The sequence below is a fragment of the Sphingobacterium sp. InxBP1 genome (assembly GCF_026191775.1).
Classification (GTDB): Bacteria; Bacteroidota; Bacteroidia; order Sphingobacteriales; family Sphingobacteriaceae; genus Sphingobacterium; species Sphingobacterium thalpophilum.
Map to the genome: position 1 here is coordinate 1 of NZ_JAINDX010000010.1, position 635 is coordinate 635.

The following is a 635-nucleotide window of genomic DNA, read 5'->3' on the forward strand; positions in this document are numbered from 1 at the left end:
TTATGAAAAAGAACTTATTGACGATATTATGCTTAGCTGCCGTGGCATGTGTCCAAGGGCAGACGCTTGTTGACAATCTAACGCTAAACAGTTACAGCAACCAGACCAGCATCCAGGCCTTAAAGAGTGTGACACTGACCCATGGTTTTTATATCCCTGCACCGGCTGCAGGGAAGAGTGTTACGATCAGCATTGCTGGGTTCCAGACCCTTGTGAGCAAGCCAAGTGCAGATCAGAACTATATCGTGACCAGAACCTTCCGTAGTCCCGGAGTGACGCTGTCCACACTGAATGCCCAGCGCACGATCGGGGACGAGAACCAGACGATCCAGTACTTTGATGGTCTGGGCCGGCCGAGCCAGACAGTACAGCTGATGGCCAGCCCTACCTATAAAGACATTGTGCAGCATATCGAATATGACGGGTTTGGTAGGGAAAGTACCAAATTCCTGCCACACGTAAAGAATCAGGCCGGAGATGGATCGTTCAAGCCTACAGCAAAATCTGACCAGCAGGCTTATTATGCGACAACGAACACCTGGGATCCTGCGGTGGTAAAAACCGCGAGTCCGTACTCGGTTACGGTGTTCGAGAACAGCCCGCTGAACCGTGTTAAGGAGCAGGGTGCACCGGGA

General features: G+C 51.7%; 1 protein-coding gene. It reads left to right on the forward strand.

Annotated elements, in window-relative coordinates; genetic code table 11:
* Positions 1–635, forward strand: a 635-nt coding sequence (locus K7A41_RS00050; protein ID WP_265712065.1) for a DUF6443 domain-containing protein, incomplete at both ends; no start/stop codon positions are given.